Annotated in this window: 12 protein-coding genes; 7 read left to right on the forward strand and 5 right to left on the reverse strand. The window is 63.0% G+C overall.

Features of this window, described 5'->3' with window-relative positions; translation table 11 throughout:
• Nucleotides 1-112: 112 nt before the first annotated feature.
• Nucleotides 113-790: a chromosomal replication initiator DnaA gene (locus ACPPVP_RS20940; protein ID WP_426523960.1), complete on the reverse strand. Its 678-nt coding sequence runs from the start codon at nucleotides 788-790 to the stop codon at nucleotides 113-115.
• A gap of 98 nt (nucleotides 791-888) precedes the next feature.
• A complete protein-coding gene (locus ACPPVP_RS20945) occupies nucleotides 889-1431 on the reverse strand; it encodes a CDP-alcohol phosphatidyltransferase family protein (RefSeq protein ID WP_426523962.1) in 543 nt (180 codons plus the stop codon).
• Nucleotides 1432-1580: 149 nt separating this feature from the next.
• On the opposite strand from ACPPVP_RS20945, the gene purM reads away from it, so the two are divergent.
• The 4 genes from purM (at nucleotide 1581) to ACPPVP_RS20965 (ending at nucleotide 5456) form a co-directional block, all read left to right on the forward strand.
• Nucleotides 1581-2654: a phosphoribosylformylglycinamidine cyclo-ligase gene (gene purM / locus ACPPVP_RS20950; RefSeq protein ID WP_426523964.1), complete on the forward strand. Its 1074-nt coding sequence runs from the start codon at nucleotides 1581-1583 to the stop codon at nucleotides 2652-2654.
• On the forward strand, nucleotides 2651-3304 hold the full coding sequence (purN, locus tag ACPPVP_RS20955) for a phosphoribosylglycinamide formyltransferase (protein ID WP_426523966.1): 654 nt from the start codon (nucleotides 2651-2653) through the stop codon (nucleotides 3302-3304). The genes purM and purN overlap by 4 nt, the downstream gene beginning before the upstream one ends.
• A gap of 62 nt (nucleotides 3305-3366) precedes the next feature.
• Nucleotides 3367-4098 carry a glutathione S-transferase family protein gene (locus ACPPVP_RS20960; protein WP_426523968.1) on the forward strand — a complete coding sequence of 244 codons (732 nt, stop codon included), beginning with the start codon at nucleotides 3367-3369 and terminating at the stop codon, nucleotides 4096-4098.
• Between the two features lie 218 nt (nucleotides 4099-4316).
• Nucleotides 4317-5456, forward strand: coding sequence for an autotransporter outer membrane beta-barrel domain-containing protein (locus ACPPVP_RS20965; protein WP_426523970.1), 1140 nt, complete (start codon nucleotides 4317-4319; stop codon nucleotides 5454-5456).
• A gap of 594 nt (nucleotides 5457-6050) precedes the next feature.
• Here ACPPVP_RS20965 and rnd read toward each other — a convergent pair.
• On the reverse strand, nucleotides 6051-7199 hold the full coding sequence (gene rnd / locus ACPPVP_RS20970; RefSeq protein ID WP_426523972.1) for a ribonuclease D: 1149 nt from the start codon (nucleotides 7197-7199) through the stop codon (nucleotides 6051-6053).
• Between the two features lie 546 nt (nucleotides 7200-7745).
• Between rnd and ACPPVP_RS20975 the strand changes: the two genes are divergently transcribed.
• On the forward strand, nucleotides 7746-8450 hold the full coding sequence (locus ACPPVP_RS20975; RefSeq protein WP_426523974.1) for a hypothetical protein: 705 nt from the start codon (nucleotides 7746-7748) through the stop codon (nucleotides 8448-8450).
• Nucleotides 8451-8542: 92 nt separating this feature from the next.
• On the opposite strand, the gene ACPPVP_RS20980 is transcribed toward ACPPVP_RS20975, so the two are convergent.
• Nucleotides 8543-10015, reverse strand: coding sequence for a protein adenylyltransferase SelO (locus ACPPVP_RS20980; RefSeq protein ID WP_426523976.1), 1473 nt, complete (start codon nucleotides 10013-10015; stop codon nucleotides 8543-8545).
• A gap of 191 nt (nucleotides 10016-10206) precedes the next feature.
• Between ACPPVP_RS20980 and aspS the strand changes: the two genes are divergently transcribed.
• Nucleotides 10207-11982, forward strand: a complete 1776-nt coding sequence (gene aspS / locus ACPPVP_RS20985) for an aspartate--tRNA ligase (RefSeq protein ID WP_426523978.1) — start codon at nucleotides 10207-10209, stop codon at nucleotides 11980-11982.
• A 1-nt stretch (nucleotide 11983) separates the two neighbouring features.
• Here aspS and ACPPVP_RS20990 read toward each other — a convergent pair whose 3' ends face one another.
• On the reverse strand, nucleotides 11984-13960 hold the full coding sequence (locus ACPPVP_RS20990; RefSeq protein WP_426523980.1) for a hypothetical protein: 1977 nt from the start codon (nucleotides 13958-13960) through the stop codon (nucleotides 11984-11986).
• A gap of 258 nt (nucleotides 13961-14218) precedes the next feature.
• On the opposite strand from ACPPVP_RS20990, the gene ACPPVP_RS20995 reads away from it, so the two are divergent.
• Entirely contained in the window at nucleotides 14219-16528 is a 2310-nt protein-coding gene (locus ACPPVP_RS20995) for an NADP-dependent malic enzyme (RefSeq protein ID WP_426523982.1), read from the forward strand.
• The last annotated feature ends 237 nt before the right edge of the window (nucleotides 16529-16765 follow it).

The raw sequence follows: 16765 nt of genomic DNA on the forward strand, positions 1-16765 counted from the left end.
GGCTAGTTTAGGGGGATGCGGCCCACAGCATGTGATACGCCGATGACGTTTCAATGACATTGATGTTCCGCCTCAGGCCGCCGTCAAGGCCGCAGGAGCACGGACAGGCCGATCAGGCGTTGCGCAGCACTTCCACGGCCAGCGCCCGGGTCACCGGCCGGCCGAGCCGCAGCGCCTCGGTATCCAGCAGGTCCACCGCCTGGCGGGCGGCGGCATAGGAGCGCTCGATCCGGGTAACGAGGTAGCTCACGACCGTCTCGTCGATGCTCAATTGGCGGTCCGCGCAGAACTTGATGATCAGGCCGCGAAACAGCAAGTCGTCGGGCGGCAATAGCGGTACGACGGGGGCGGCGCGCAGCCGCGACCTGAGATCGCGCAACTCGACCTCGAACGCCACGGGCGGAACGCGCCCCGTGATCAGGACGAAGGCCTCATCCTCGCGCGCGAGGTTCAGGAGGTGAAACATCGCGCGTTCGTCGAAGTCGGCCGGTCGCAGGTCTTCGACCACCAGCGCACCGGTAGCGAGCGCGCCGGGGACGGTAGTGGGGGTGAGCGCATGCGCCGATATCGAGCGCGCGCCGGCCTGCTCGGCCCAGATCGCGGCGAGATGGCTCTTGCCCGAGCCCTCCGGTCCCACCAGCAGCATGATGCGGTTCGGCCAGTCCGGCCAGCTTTCGATTAGCGAAAGCGCGGCTTCATTGGCCGGCCCTTCCAGGAAATTGTCGCGGGTCAGGCTCTCCGCATGCGGCAGCGCAAAGGCAAGCTGACGAGGTTGAACGCGAACTGCCACGCAAATCTCCAGGCCGGGATCTTACAGCCTTCATAGCGTTTTCAAGCGAAGTGGGCACCGGTTTCGCGTGAAGAAAACGCGTCAAAAAACAAGGACGGTTAGCGCGCGTCGATCGTGCTCATGTGCCGCACCCACTCGACGAGATAGAGCGAGACGGAAACCAAAGTAAAGACCGTAACAAAACCCATCAGGATCACGTCATAGGGCGTCGGCTTGAAATTGAACCCGAGCGAACCCAGCACCAGCGCCGCGAACGCCACCTGCGCCACCGTGTTGAGCTTCGACACCATCAGCGGCTTCATCGGAATTGGCTTGTCGAACAGCCACGACACGATCACGGCCGTGACGATCATGATGTCGCGCGACACTACCAGGATGACGAGCCAGCGCGGAACCGCGCCCCAGATGCCAAGCGCCACGAAGATCGACACCAGCAGCGCCTTGTCGGCGAGCGGGTCGAGCAGGGCGCCCAGTTCGCTCGCCATGTTGAACCGCTTGGCGAGAAAGCCGTCGACGGCGTCGCTGACGCCGGCAATGACGAAGATCGCGAAGGCGATCTCCATCTGGCTGGAAACGATCGCCCACACGATGACCGGCACCAGAATGATGCGCCCCAGCGTAATGATATTTGGAATACTCAACTCGGTCGCTTCCCGGCTCCCGGCCCAAATCCGGCCCCTGGCGGGTTCTGCCGGTTCTTATCTACATAGTATATGCGCCAAGCGCTTGCGAGCCATTGCAGGATCGCGGAATTCCTCGTAACCAGCCGTCATCATACTGGAATTTGGGCATGATCGACCGCAAAAACGGGCTCACTTACGCGGATTCGGGCGTCGATATCGATGCGGGCAACCGCCTGGTCGATCTCATCAAGCCGATGGTCCGCGCCACCGCCCGGGCCGGCGCCGACGCCGAAATCGGCGGATTCGGCGGCCTGTTCGACCTCAAGGCGGCGGGTTTCAAGGACCCGATTCTGGTGGCGGCGACCGATGGGGTCGGCACCAAGGTCAAGATCGCGATCGAGACCGGCCTGCATGGCGGCATCGGCATCGACCTGGTAGCGATGTCGGTCAACGACCTCGTGGTGCAGGGCGCGGAACCGCTGTTCTTCCTCGACTATTTTGCCTGCGGCAAGCTCGACCCGGAAACGGCTGCGGCCATTGTGGCCGGCGTCGCAGAGGGGTGCCGGGAATCCGGTTGCGCCCTGATCGGCGGCGAGACCGCCGAAATGCCGGGGCTCTACAAGGACGGCGATTACGACCTCGGGGGCTTTGCGGTGGGAGCCGCCGAGCGCGGCACGCTGCTGCCGAGCGGCGATATCGCCGTGGGCGACGCCGTGATCGGATTGGCCTCGTCGGGCGTGCACTCCAACGGTTTTTCGCTGGTCCGCAAGATCGTGGAAAACTCCGGTCTCGGCTTCGATGCCCCGGCCCCGTTCTCGCCGGTCATGACGCTGGGCGGCGCGCTGCTGGCGCCGACGCGGCTCTATGTCAAATCCTGCCTGCGCGCGATCCGCGAGACCGGCGCCGTCAAGGGCCTCGCCCACATCACCGGCGGCGGCTTCACCGACAACATTCCGCGCGTGCTGCCAAAGCATCTCGGCGTCGGCATCGATCTGGCGCGGCTGCCGGTGCTGCCGGTATTCAAGTGGCTGGCGGAGCAGGGCGGCATCGCCGAGCTCGAATTGTTGCGCACCTTCAACTGCGGCATCGGCATGATCGCGATCGTCAAGCCGGATGCGATCGAGCAGGTGACGGAAATTTTGACCGCAAGTGGCGAAACCGTCGCCCTGCTCGGCGAAGTGATCCCGGCTGCGGGTGAACATCGCGTGGTCTACAACGGTCACCTCGATCTTTCGCAATGAAGCGCCGTGTCGCCATCCTGATCTCGGGGCGCGGATCCAACATGGCCGCGCTGATCGATGCGGCGAAGGCCCCAGAGTTTCCGGCCGAGATCGTCGCCGTCATTTCCAACCGGGCCGATGCGGCCGGGCTCGCGAAGGCAGAAGCGAGCGGCATTGCGACTGTCGTCATCGAGAGCAAGCCGTTCGGCAAGGATCGCGCCGGCTTCGAGGCCGTCCTGCAGCGGGCGCTGGATGAAAACAAGGTCGAGCTGATCTGTCTCGGCGGGTTCATGCGGCTGTTCACCGCCGAATTCGTGCAGCGCTGGTACGGCAAGATGCTCAACATCCATCCCTCGCTGCTGCCGTCCTTTCCGGGCCTCGATCCGCACGGCCAGGCGTTGCAGGCCGGGGTCAAGATCTCGGGCGCGACCGTGCACTTCGTGATCCCCGAAACCGACGCCGGCCCAATCATCATGCAGGGTGCGGTCATGGTGGCCGATGACGACACGGCCGAGACGCTGTCGCAGCGCATTCTCGGCATCGAGCATCGTATCTACCCGGAGGCGCTGCGGCTGCTTGCTAGCGGCAAGCTTCGCCTCGAAGGCGACATCTGCAGGATCGACGGCGGCACCGATCGCGACGGCACCCTGATTTCGCCGCGGACGATCTGATATTATGCTCGTATGCGCGACGGGGCGCGATACAAGCGCTCCGCAAAATCCATTGAGGTTCCATGATCACGCTCTATGGCTCCGGGCCGAATTTCGGCCTTCCCGACGCAAGCCCGTTCGTGACCAAGGCTGAGACCTTGCTGCGGATGTCGAAACTCCCGTTCGAAAAGGCGCTGATGAGCTTTTCGAAGGCGCCAAAGGGCAAGATTCCCTACATCGAAGACGATGGACAGTTGCTCGGCGACTCCACGCTGATCCGCTGGCACCTCGAAAAGAAATACGGCATCGATTTCGACCAGGGCCTTACCTCCGAGCAACTCGCGATCGCCTGGGCGTTCGAGAAAATGGCGGAGGACAATCTGTACTGGGCCAGCGTCTATTTCCGCTGGATGATCGATGCCAATTTCCGCAAAGGGCCGGTCAATTTCTTCAGGGGCGTGCCTGCGCCGGTCCGGCCCGTCGTCGTCTCGATGATCCGCCGCCGCCTGCGCAAGACGTTGCAGGGGCAGGGGATCGGCCGTCATTCCGCCGACGAGATCACCGCGATTGGAATCCGCTCAATCGATGCGATGGCGGCCTATCTCGGCGACAAACCGTTCTTCATGGGCAGCACGCCGGCCGGTATCGACGCTACGATGTTCGCCTTCGCGGTCAGTGCGATTTGTCCGCTGTTCGAATCGGATTTGCAGCGGGCGGCGGCAAGCCATGACAATCTGCGGCGGTATGTCGGCCGGATGATCGCGAGGTTCTATCCGGAGCTCAGCGAGATCGCGGGCTGCCGGGCCGCGGCCTGAATGCCGGGATGGGCGTTCGCAAGCTTTGGTGGCTGCCGGAAGCATCGTCGCCGTGTCGCCCCGGCTGTGGCAGCCGAACCACAATGGTGCGTATTCGGCGGCCGGCCGGGGGGCTAACCGATTGACCCTTCGCACGAACTGGGGGCAAATCGCTCCGGTTGATCGGGATTTGTGCATTTTTTTGGGCCCGCGCTTCTGCCTTTTTGGGAATGGATTGCATGCGCTGCTCATCGCGGCTTTCGCGGGCACGAAAAATCGGGACGAGGGGCACGCTCGCGCGACTGGTCGCGATTGCGGTCGTTCTCATCGGCATTATGTCCGCCGCGCAGGCGCAATCGCCGACTCCCACACCCACTCCGACGCCGACCCCTTCGCCGACACCCAGTCCAACGCCCACGGTGATCAATTCGGCGGTGTCGTCGGGCGCGGCGGTGACCAATCTCGGCAGCAATTTCCTGGAACGGCTGGGCAATCAGTCGAGCAACGGCTTCAATCGCCTGCAGCGGACCAACCCCGGCGGCGGCGGTGCCTCGGAGAGCACGGAAGCACCGCGCTACCGGACCTGGTTCGAAGGCTACGGCAACTATACGAAGAACGGCGCGGTCGGCGATTTCGTCGGCGACACCAGAAAGACCTGGGGCGGCGTAGCCGGGATCGGCGCGCGGGTGGCGCCGGGCATCAATATCGGCTTCTCGGTCGACCAGAGCCGCTCGGCGATCGATATCCCGCTGGCGCTGCAATCGGCGACGATCGACCTGACCCAGATCGGTTTCACCGCCTCCGTCGACAGCGGACCGTGGACCTGGGCCAGCGCGGTGGTGCACGGCTTCGGCAACATCAATTCGCGCCGCGACACGGGGCTCGGTATTGCGACCGCCGGATATAATGCGCGGCTCGACGGCGTGCTGAGCGAGATCAGCTATTACTGGACCAGGGACCAGGGCCGCATCGTGCCCAAGGCGGCGTTCGAATACGTCCGCGCCCAGACCGGATCATTGCAGGAGATCGGGGGCCTCGATCCCGTGACGGCGACGGGCGCCACCGTGCAGCGCGGGCGGCTGTTGATCGGCGCGGAGATCGGCCACTACTGGATCTTTGACGGCAAAATTCTCGACCTGTCGGGCTACGGCAAGTTCGTCGACAACCTCGTGCAGAATTTCTCCGACATCACGGTGAGTCAGGGCGTGCAGAGCATCACGTTCCAGGGTATCGGGGAGAGCCGGTACGGCGCCGATGCCGGCGCTTCTGCCTCGCTGAGCCTGACCAATACCGCGCGGCTCTACGTCAACTATGATGCCAAACTGCGCGCCGCGATGCAGTCGCACCAGGGCACGCTCGGGCTGGAGTTGAAGTGGTAGCCCAGCGCAAACTATTAGCCGGCTAGAAGCGTACCGGTTCGATAGTCAAATAGGTACACTGATCGATTGAAATCGATGACCTCAATGCCGTTACCCAGGCACCTGAACCCTTCCGTGAAAATGTCAGCACCGCCGGCGCTCCAAATCTCTTCGCCTGTAAGCGAAAGACGAGAAATCTGCAGTTCGCCGTGGGATATGAGTGCTTCGTGAAGGCAATCCCAATAGACTCCGAAGCATGTCGCCACATCAACGCTTCGTGACCACTCCCTCAAACCTGTCACAAGGTTCAAGCAGACCACTTGATCACCCACCGCAAGATAGAGGCGACCGTCTACCTCGACGGCGGAGTGTTGATGGACGGTAGAGCATCCTCCACTGGCACCAAAGACTGCGGACCATTTCCCGTCAGTTCTCACTCCGTGAACGGAGGTTAGATTCTCGCTATCAAGACGAATTTCCGTATCGTATGTTCGCGGATTGTCCGCGGACCGAAACGAGTATGTCGGCTCATCGACAATCGTTACTTGGCCCTCACGGGTTTCTAGAACGAGGCTACGCTGCGATGTTCCCATTGCTGTGATTCAGAGAGCCGTTCTAGACCCGGTCGACTCTCACGACTCTGCCTTTTTCGATCGCGAGCGCCAGCCTGCCGTGTTTCAGCGCAATCGCGGCTTCGCCGAACAACTCGCGGCGCCAGCCGTGCAGAGCGGCGACGTCGGCGTTGTCGTCGGCGGCGATCTGGTCGAGATCGTCGACGGTGGCGATCACTTTGCTGGCGACGGCGTGGCGCTCCGACGTCATCCGTAGCAGCACCTTGAGGAGTTCGACGGTCGCTGCCCCGTTTGAATTGCCGCGCGGCTTTTCGATCTTCGGCAGAGTGTGGGGATCGCGGGCAAGGCCACGCTGCACGGCGGCGACGATGTCGGTGCCCCATTTGGAGCGGTCAAAGCCTTTCGGCAGCGAGCGCAGGCTGGCGAGGCGCTCCAGCGAGGTCGGCGCGTGGGTGGCGATGTCGCCGACCGCATCGTCCTTGAGCACGCGTGAGCGCGGCACGTCGCGGCTTTGCGCTTCCTGCTCGCGCCAGGCCGCAACTTCCATCAGCACCGCGAGCTCCTTCGGCTTGCGCACCCGCGTCTTGAGCCGTTCCCAGGCACGTTCGGGGTGGAAATCGTAGGTTTTGGGCGAGGTCAGGACTTCCATTTCCTCGCTGACCCAGTCGCTGCGGCTGCGCTTCTTCAGGTCGGCGTCCAGCGCCGCAAAGACGTCGCGCAGATGGGTGACGTCGGAGACTGCGTAATGCATCTGCTCCGGCGTCAGCGGGCGGCGCGACCAGTCAGTGAAGCGGTGGGTCTTGTCCGGCCGATGCCCGGTGACACGCTCGACGAGCTGGTCATAGGCGATGCTGTCGCCATAACCCAGCACCATGGCGGCGACCTGGGTGTCGAAGATCGGGTGCGGAATGGTGCCGGACTGGTGCCAGACGATTTCAATGTCCTGGCGGGCGGCGTGAAACACCTTCAGCACGGCCTCGTTGCCCATCAGTTCGAAGAACGGCTTGAGGTCGATGCCGGGTGCCAGCGTGTCGATCACGACGGCCTCGTCCGCGCTCGCCATCTGCACGACGCAGAGCAGGGGGTAGTAGGTCGTCTCCCGCAGGAACTCGGTATCGACGGTGATGACCTTGTGCTGGGCGAGCCGGGAGCAGGCAGCGGCGAGGTCGGAAGTGGTGGTAATCAGATCCATGAACAATCCATGACGCGACCGACAGGCGTTCTGCCGAAAACGCTGATATGTCAAGGGTGTCGCAGGGGATTTGAGTCGCTCATTTGAGCGTGAGTACGACTTTTTTGCGTCCCAACGGCGGCCGGATGCCATGGGCGGCAAAAGCGTGGCGGTCGTTGTTAGGTGAGACGCCGAGTGCCGCGCATGGGATTGCGGGCCAGTCGGGTCCGGAAGCGCAGCCCGGACTACTCGTACCGGACGCGCCGCGACCGCCGACGGCCTGACGGAATCGCGAGCACGATGAGACAGAGCCCAATCATCACCATTCCCATGAATTCGAAAGCAAAGGCGTCCACGGCAATCTCTCCCGGATAAGCCGGTAGAATTGTGGGGAGCGCGTTGACGGCTTCTTAATTTGTGGAATCGTGGAAGATGCGTGCGTGCGGATGGTGGACGAGGGCTTAAGGAGTTCAGTTAACAAGCGGGTTCCACGGGCAGCGGCCACGTTACATCTCTCTCAACCTCTCGGCGTGTAACTGGCGGTTGCAAGCTCGTGGAAAATGTCACATGAAATGGCCCGGAATTGTAGCGCTCGTCGCTCTCGCTCCGATTGTTTATAGCCTGGCCTTTCCGAGTGTAACGGTGCGGTATCGCCTGACGCTCGATGCGGAGGTTGATGGCGCGCCCAAGACAGGTTCGGGCGTTATCGAGGTCAGCTACAGCAAAGAATCAAGGCTTGCCGGCCAACATCCGATTGTCATTCACGCGAGAGGCGAGGCGGTTGCCCTCGATCTGGACTCACGCGGCACCGTCTTCGCACTGCTGAAAGCGGGAAGCGACAGCAGGTCGGCCCCGGAATTCATCGTGTTTCGTGCCTTCAATTTTCTACATGGCGCATTGCCGGACCCGATCGACGATGGCCTGATCAAGCTGCAGCAACTTTCAGGAAAGCGTGAAATCGCTCTGTCGAGCCTTCCGATGTTGGTACGCTTTCGCGATATCAACGATCAGATGTCGGTGGAAAAAGTCGATCCCTTTGATTTGGCGACGAGCTTTGGTTCGGGTGTCAGGCTCACTCGAGCGACTCTTGAAATCGTTCCTGCCGGCATTTGGCCTCTCAATCGACTAGGCATCACCGGAGAGCCAATTACCAGAGGGGTAGAGAAGCGTCTTGCCTGGCTCGGCGCTTTGAAGGGGAAATACCTCGGCGGTGGAGGCTCAGCTCGCGGAGCGCCACTTGAGCTAGATAGTGGCGATTTCAAGAAAGGTTGACGCGGAGGGCGCCTCTGAAGAAACAATCCATTCCTTCCTGGGCGAGATGGATTGCTTCGCTTCGCTCGCAATGACGTGAAGAGACCAGCAGTTCACGTCCCGCAAAACGTCTGCGTTACGCGTTGCTCCGGAAGCGGCGATTCGGCGTAGGCCGCAAACTGCGGCTGATCCTCGTACGGCTTCGACAGCACCGTGAGCAATTCCTCGAACGGCGCGTAGTCGTTGTTCACGGCGGCCGCGATCACGGCTTCGACACGGTGGTTGCGCGGAATGAAAGCCGGATTGACGGCGCGCATCGCGGCTTGCCGCTCGGCGGCTGATTGAGGTTCGTCAGCGAGTCGCTGGCGCCAGCGCGTGGCCCATTCATCGAAAGCAGCGGGATCGGTGAACTGGGCTCTGACGCTGTCGTCGTCGGCATCCGCAGCCGCATCAGCCAGGCGACGGAAGGTCAGTGTGAAGTCAGCCTGGTTCTTCGCCATGGCATCCAGCAGATCCTGCACCAGCGCCTCGTCGCCGTCGCGTGTGGTGAAAAGGCCGATCTTCTTGCGCAGGCCCGCCTGATAGGCGGCGGTGAATTTTTCGGCGAAGTCGCCGAGGATGAATTGCGCCTGTTCGATTGCCTTGTCCTTGTCGTCGGAGAACAGCGGCAGCAGGCATTCGGCAAGCCGCGTCAGGTTCCACAGCGCGATCTGCGGCTGGTTGGCGTAGGCGTAGCGGCCCATCTCGTCGATCGACGAAAACACCTGCGCGGGGTTGTATTCGTCCATGAAGGCGCAGGGGCCGTAGTCGATGGTCTCGCCCGATATGGACGTGTTGTCGGTGTTCATCACGCCGTGGATGAAGCCGACCAGCAGCCAGCGCGCCACCAGATCGGCCTGGCGGGCGACGACGCGTTCGAGCAGCGCGTGGTAGGGGCGCTCGGCTATCGCAATGTCGGGGTAGTGCCTGGCGATGACGTGGTCGGCAAGCTTTCGAACGCCGTCGGTTTCACCCCGCGCGGCGAAGAACTGAAAGGTGCCGACGCGGATATGGCTCGAGGCCACGCGGGTCAGTACAGCGCCGGGCAGCATGGTCTCGCGCTGAACGCGCTCGCCAGATGTCACCGCGGCCAGCGAGCGGGTGGTCGGGATGCCCAAGGCGAACATCGCCTCGCTGACGATGTATTCCCTCAAGACCGGACCGAGCGCGGCGCGGCCGTCGCCCCGGCGCGAGAATGGCGTCGGGCCCGATCCCTTGAGCTGGATGTCGCGGCGGACGCTATCTTTGTCGATGACCTCGCCGAGCAGGATCGCCCGGCCATCGCCGAGCTGGGGCACGAAATGACCGAACTGGTGGCCGGCATAGGCCATCGCGATCGGATCGGCACCGTCGGGGAGGCGTTTTCCGGCGAGGATTTCGGCCCCTTCCGGGCTCTCCAGCACATCGGGATCAAGCCCGAGATGGACAGCCAGGGCCCGATTCAGCTTGATCAGCCGGGGGGCGGCGACGGGGGTCGGGGCCACGCGGGCGAAAAAGTTCGCCGGCAGCGCCGAATAGGTGTTCTGGAACGGGAAATGGACGGTCATGACCCAAAGATAGGCGCGGGCACGGAATAGGCAAACGTTTCGGCTCGATAAGGGCGGAAATCTCGCTTCCCGGGCCCAAAACAGGCGCTGCCATTGGTTGCCGCACCTCGCGGTGTCGGGTAAACCCTCCCGCAATTCGCGCGGGCTTTTGCCCCCGATTCTGACCTCCGACATCTGATTTTGGGAATTCCATGCATCGCTACCGGTCACATACATGCGGCGCGCTCCGCGACAGCGACATCGGCCAGACCGCCCGTCTTTCCGGCTGGTGCCATCGTATCCGCGACCATGGCGGCGTGCTGTTCATCGATCTGCGCGACCATTACGGCATCACCCAATGCGTGGCCGACCCGGACTCGCCGGCGTTCAAGGACGTGGAAAAGTTCCGCTCGGAATGGGTGGTTCGGATCGACGGCAAGGTGCGCCGCCGTCCCGACGGCACCGATAATCCGGAGCTGCCGACCGGGGCGGTCGAGGTTTACGTCAGCGAGATCGAGGTGCTGGGGCCTGCGGCCGAGCTGCCGCTGCCGGTGTTCGGCGAGCAGGAATATCCTGAGGACATCAGGCTAAAGTACCGCTTCCTCGACCTCCGTCGCGAGAAGCTGCACCAGAACATCATGACCCGCGGCGCAATCGTCGATTCGATGCGCAAGCGGATGAAGGAGCAGGGCTTCTTCGAGTTCCAGACTCCGATCCTGACGGCGTCCTCGCCGGAAGGCGCGCGAGACTTCCTGGTGCCGTCACGGATTCATCCCGGCAAGTTCTACGCGCTGCCGCAGGCGCCGCAGCAGTACAAGCAGCTCCTGATGATGTCGGGCTTCGACCGCTACTTCCAGATCGCGCCATGTTTTCGCGATGAGGACCCGCGCGCCGACCGCCTGCCGGGCGAGTTTTATCAGCTCGATCTCGAGATGAGCTTTGTCGAGCAGGAAGACGTGTTCGCGGCGGTCGAGCCCGTCGTTACCGGCGTGTTCGAGGAATTTGCCAAGGGCAAGCCCGTGACGAAAGGCTGGCCGCGGATTCCCTTTGCTGAGGCGCTGAAGAAATACGGTAGCGACAAGCCCGACCTGCGCAACCCGATTGTCATGCAGGACGTCTCCGAGCACTTCCGCGGCTCCGGCTTCAAGGTGTTCGCGCGGATGCTGGAAGACCCGAAGAACCAGGTCTGGGCGATCCCCGGCGTGGGCGGTGGTTCACGCGCGTTCTGCGACCGCATGAACTCGTGGGCGCAGGGCGAGGGCCAGCCCGGCCTCGGCTACATCATGTGGCGCGAGGGCGGCGAGGGCGCGGGTCCGCTCGCCAACAACATCGGTGCGGAGCGGACGGCGGCGATCCGTGCGCAGCTCGGCACGAAGGAGGGCGATGCGGCCTTCTTCGTTGCAGGCGATCCGGAAAAATTCTGGAAGTTCTCAGGCCTCGCCCGCACCAAGGTGGGTGAGGAGTTGAACCTGATCGACAAGGATCGGTTCGAACTCGCCTGGATCGTCGACTTCCCGATGTACGAGTACAACGAGGAAGACAAGAAGGTCGACTTCTCGCACAACCCGTTCTCGATGCCGCAGGGCGGGCTCGAGGCGCTAAAGACGAACGACCCGCTGACCATCAAGGCGTTCCAGTACGACATCACCTGCAACGGCTATGAGATTGCCTCCGGCGGCGTCCGCAACCACGTGCCCGAGGCGATGGTGAAGGCGTTTGAGATCGCGGGCTATGGCGAGAAGGATGTCGTCGAGCGGTTCGGCGGCATGTATCGCGCGTTCCAGTACGGCGCCCCACCGCATGGCGGCATGGCGGCCGGCGTCGATCGCATCGTGATGCTGCTGTGCGGTACCACGAACCTGCGTGAAATCTCGCTGTTCCCGATGAACCAACAGGCCGTGGACCTGCTGATGGGCGCGCCGTCGGACGTCACCACAAAGCAGCTCCGCGAACTCCACATCCGGCTCAATCTGCCGGACAAGGGATAGCTCACAGTCCCGTCGAAGCCTCGATCCGGAATTGCGCCAGCGCCATCATCGGGTCGGTCTTCAACATCTGGACGAGCTGCAGCGCCGGCACCTTCGCGCGCGGCGTCAGCTTGACGACCAGCGTCTGCCCTGGCGTCTCGACAAAGCTGATCAGCGCGCCTCTGATCGCCTCCATTGCGGGCGCAATTGTCTCAGTTGTGCTGGTGTCCCTGATGCTCTGCGCAATCGCTTGCCGCGCCGCGTCGCGGCTCACATTTTGAGCGCGGGCGTATTGGACCACCCCGACATCAACGCAGCCGAGATCGCGCACCGTCAGCTCGATCGTGCCGGCTTCGATCTGCGCCGCCGCTCCGATCGCCTGGGCCGCGCTGGCTGAAAACACCTGACGCGGCACGTTGGCGAGCGCGACCCGCGCGGATGCCTTCAGCAGCCCGCCGACCTCGAGCTTCGGGACGTCGACAACGAAGCTGTGGGCCGCCTCGGCCCATTCCGCGCCGATATCAGCATCCGCCGACAGCGTATCCAGCCCGGCCGCAACGAGCGCTTTCATGGCAGGATCGGTCGCATCGACCGGCGTGGTCATTTTCGCGGTCAGGCGCGCCTTGCTCGGAATGGGTCCGACAAACTGCCCCCAGTTCAGGTCGAAGCCGTCGAGGTTGACGAACTTGCCGGTGTTCTTGAACGGCGCCGTCACGCCCTTGATCTCAACGCCCTGGATCAGCGGAAACAGCCCGGCGATCAGCTCGGGCGAGGGCGGCTGTACCGGATTCGCGAACTGCGCCGATACCCGCATGAAGTTGGCGATATCCAGCGACTTGAGCGCGAAGCGTCCGAGCTTGATGGGCCCTTTCGGCGTGTTTGTATCAAGCCCTTCGACTGCAAACTCGCCGATCTTGCCGTCTTCCAGGTTGAAACGGATCGTCTGGAGCTTGACCGGGCCTTGCGGCGTTTCGGCCGAAAGGCCGCGCATCTCGGCGGTTCCGATCCGCATGCCCTCGTAAAGCGTGGCCATCTTGTCGATCATTTCACGCGTTTGAGCAGGCGTCGGAGATTTTGCCCCGGCCGCCTGTATCATCGCAAGCAACGCCGGCAATTGCAGCCGGGACGGTCGCGCGCCAACGCCATCGATGGTCATCTGGTCGATGCGCATGCGCAGGCCTAGCGCTGACGTGACGGTGTAGGGACCGGCCGATGTTTTGCCGTAGAGGGTGTAATACCGGTCGTCATTGGCCTTCTGCGGATCGAGGATCGCGGCCGCCGCGTTGGCATCGAAATCGCGGGAGCTGAGATTGGCGATCTCGCCGGTCATTTTGTCGGCCTTGCCGGCCTGTTGCGTGTTGAACGTAAAGTTAGCCCGTTCGATCTGCATGGCGGCAATCTTGCCGCCCTTGATGTCCCGGATGGTCATGCCCGAATAGGTGAAATCGCCCGACAGGGCGGCACCGAAGTTGATAGCCCCCGCAATACTCGGGACCGAAATCGACGTCGCCGACACGGCGGCGAATTGGTCGAGGGCCGATCGATACATTTCAATGACGGATGCCGGAGTCGGCGGCCGCTGCGAGCCCACGGGGCCGGAATAATCCTTCATCACGACCCGCGGCATCTTGTAGGAAAGGCTTCCGCCCGCCGGACCGGCAATGTTGGCGCTGATTTCGATGTCTGACGTTTCGATGCTGTCGGCCGAGAAACGGCCTGCGTCCGGCTGGCCGACGCCTGCGGCCGTGACGCCGGCGATTTTCAAGCGCACCGGCGGCTGTGTGGCCGATTCAGTGGCAATATCGGCGATCCTGACTGTCCGGCTGCGCAGGTCGAACGACACCTTGCCGTGGCTTGCCTTGCCGCCGCCTGCGCGCATCTGCTCGAACGCAGCCTCGACTTCGCCCGTGATCCGATGCTGTGTGTAAAGCTCGAAGCCGAAGTAACCGCCCACCGCGATCACGACCACGGCGGTCAGGCCCATCAGTATCTTGACCATTAGTTGTGCTCCGGATGCCGACATTGCGGGAGGCAAAATTGCCATATGTCGGTCAAGGGACGGGGGTAGGGAGGAAAATATGCTACCGGCTTTGGCGCTCTCCGTCGATGCCCCCGGTTGATGGGGACGCTTTCGGATGTTGCATCGATGTGGTTGCCCGTGCTTCACATCCGGCTCAATCTGCCGCACAACTGACGGTTCGAATGAAGACCGACCGCCGGAAGTAATTCGGGGTCGAGAAAGCCTGTGGGGGAGTGCATGTCGTCCTATTCTGAAGATCTCCACTCCGCGGCGTTGGCGTATCACCGGCTGCCGCGGCCCGGCAAACTCGAGATCCAGGCGACCAAGCCGCTCGCCAACCAGCGCGACCTCGCGCTGGCCTATTCGCCCGGGGTCGCTGCGGCCTGCACTGAAATCGCCAACAACCCGGCCGAAGCGGCGTCGCTGACCTCCCGGGCCAATCTGGTCGCCGTGGTCTCCAACGGTACCGCGGTGTTAGGGCTTGGCAATATCGGGCCCCTGGCCTCGAAGCCCGTCATGGAGGGCAAGGCGGTCCTGTTCAAGAAATTCGCCGGGATCGACGTCTTCGACATCGAAATCGCCGCTGACACCATCGAGCGCGTGGTCGAGACGGTGGCAGCGCTGGAACCGACCTTCGGCGGCATCAATCTCGAGGACATCAAGGGACCGGAGTGTTTTGAGATCGAGGCGCAGCTCAAGGCGCGCATGAAGATCCCGGTGTTCCATGACGACCAGCATGGCACCGCCATCATCGTCGGCGCTGCGATCGTCAACGCGCTGCTGCTGAACGGCAAGAAGCTGGCTGATGTGAAGATCGTCTGTTCGGGCGCCGGTGCCGCGGCGATCGCATGCCTGAATCTTCTGGTCTCGCTCGGCGCGCAGCGCAAGAACATCTGGGTCTGCGACATCGACGGCGTGGTGCATGAGGGCCGCAACACGCTGATGGATCGCTGGAAGGCGGTCTATGCGCAGAAGACGAACGCGCGCGTGCTGGCGGACGTGATCGGCGGCGCCGATATCTTCCTGGGGCTTTCCGCGCCCAACGTGCTGAAGCCCGAGATGGTCAAGTCGATGGCGGACCACCCGCTGGTGATGGCGCTGGCCAATCCGAACCCGGAAATCATGCCCGACGAGGCGCGCAAGGCGCGCCCGGACGCGATGATCTGCACCGGGCGTTCTGACTTCCCGAACCAGGTCAACAACGTCCTGTGCTTCCCGTTCATCTTCCGCGGCGCGCTCGACGTCGGCGCCACCGGGATTAACGAGGAAATGAAACATGCAGCCGTTGACGCGATCGCGCAGCTCGCGCGCGATCCGCCGTCGGATGCGGTGGCGCAGGGTTTTGACAGCGGCGAGACGCAAGGGTTCGGTCCGGGCTCGCTGATCCCGAGCCCGTTCGATCCGCGGCTGATCCTGCGCATCGCGCCGGCGGTGGCGAAGGCTGCGATGGAATCCGGCGTGGCGACGCGCCCGATCAAGAACTTTGACGAATACTGCGCACTGCTGCAGCGCTTCGCCTTCCGCTCCGGCCTCGTCATGAAGCCGGTATTCGCCAAGGCCAAGACGCAGCCGGTCCGCGTGATCTATGCCGAGGGCGAGGACGAGCGGGTACTGCGCGCCACGCAGGTCGTACTTGAAGAGAAACTGGCGCGGCCGATCCTGGTCGGGCGTCCCTCCGTGGTCGAGGCCAGGCTCAAGCGGTTCGGCCTCTCGATCAAGGCCGGGCAGGATTTCGATCTCGTCAATCCCGAGGACGATCCGCGCTACCGCTCCTACGTGCAGACCTATATCGACATGGCCGGAAGGCGCGGCGTCACGCCCGAAGCCGCGCGCACCGTGGTTCGCACCAACAACACCGTGATCGCCGCACTTGCGGTGGTGCGCGGCGAGGCCGATGCCATGATCTGCGGCGTCGAAGGCCGCTACATGAGCCATCTGCGCCATGTCCGCGAGATCATCGGCTTCCTGCCCGGCGTCAGCGATTTCGCGGCTCTGGCGATGATGATCACCAGCAAGGGCTCCTATTTCATTGCGGACACGCAGGTGCGGCCCAATCCGAGCGCCGAGGAACTCGCGGAGGTGGCGTCGCTGGCGGCGATCCACGTGCAGCGGTTCAACATGAAGCCGCGCGTCGCGTTCGTGTCACATTCCGACTTCGGCAGTTATGACACCGACTCCTCGCGCAAGATGCGCCGCGCCACTGCACTTCTGAAGGAAAAGCATCCGGAGATCGAGGCCGACGGTGAGATGCAGGGCGATACCGCGCTCTCAGCCGCGGCGCGCAAGCTCGTGCTGCCGCATTCCAACCTGGAAGGCGACGCCAACATCCTGATCATGCCCAATCTCGATACCGCCAACGTAGCCTACCAGATGATCAAGACGCTGGCGGATGCGCTGCCGGTTGGGCCGATCCTGATCGGGCCGGCGCGTCCGGCGCATATCCTGACCCCGGGCGTGACGGCGCGCGGCGTGCTCAACATGACGGCGGTTGCCGCCGTCGAAGCCCAGGAGCGCGCAGGCCGTCAGCAGCCAACCTTGTTCGGCTAGGTTCCGGTTCAGATTGATTCAAAATCGGGGTCCAGCCTTTTGTTCTGGCGTATTTTCTTCATGCGGGCTGCCGCCAGCTTCGCTTGAAAACGCTATGATCAAGAAAGCGCCTTGGTTCTGCTTCTATCAGAAGGTCTGGTTAGGCCTTAGGCCCGCGCAGGCCCATGCGCGGAGGGTTTCAATTTGAGCGTTTGAAAAGCGGAGACGAAACGCCCATAATCGTTTCGCGACGCCTGC

The organism is Bradyrhizobium sp. McL0615 (assembly GCF_049993905.1).
Taxonomy (GTDB): Bacteria; Pseudomonadota; Alphaproteobacteria; order Rhizobiales; family Xanthobacteraceae; genus Bradyrhizobium.